Source organism: Polaribacter sp. Z014 (assembly GCF_023555435.1).
GTDB lineage: Bacteria > Bacteroidota > Bacteroidia > Flavobacteriales > Flavobacteriaceae > Polaribacter.
This window is the reverse complement of record NZ_JALCZP010000123.1, coordinates 1-543: the sequence shown is the minus strand read 5'-3', so window position 1 is coordinate 543 and position 543 is coordinate 1. Positions and strand designations below refer to the sequence as shown.

Sequence of the window (543 nt, the reverse complement as noted above, 5' to 3'; positions counted from 1 at the left end):
TATAAAAAACAACACCTCTTTAGTAAGAATTGATGAAACATTAGTACCCAATAAAAATTATGATGCTACAGAATGGGTAGAGTTTATTGATGACGCAATAACACCTTATCAACCAATTGGTGATACTGGAATTACAGGTATGAAAAGACATCCACAAGATCCGTTAATTTCCGAAATAAACGATTCTGATTCAGACGCCAATACATTATTAGGTGTACATAGAATTAAGAAAACTACTACAAACTCTAATGGTACTTGGACAAATGGTTTCCCAGACAGATCGCGTCATGTAGTAATAGACAAAGATTTTGAGCATACAGGAAGTAGATTAAGCGCTAGAAAACTAGAAGTAGCTGCAAATAAAACATTAACAGTAACAGACCAATTGTTAGTGGTTACTAATGATATTACTTTAAACGGTGATATCCGTTTAAAAGGCCCTTTATCTCAATTAGTACAAACACACCCGAACACTAGTATGGTTTCTGGTACGGGTAATTTACTTGTAGACCAAAATTCTACGGTACCTAGTTTGTATCGTTA

General features: G+C 34.3%; 1 protein-coding gene. It reads left to right on the top strand.

Annotated features, from left to right (window positions below; all coding sequences use genetic code 11):
* On the top strand, positions 1-543 hold a 543-nt coding region (locus tag MPF19_RS19180; protein ID WP_249989870.1), incomplete at both ends, for a hypothetical protein.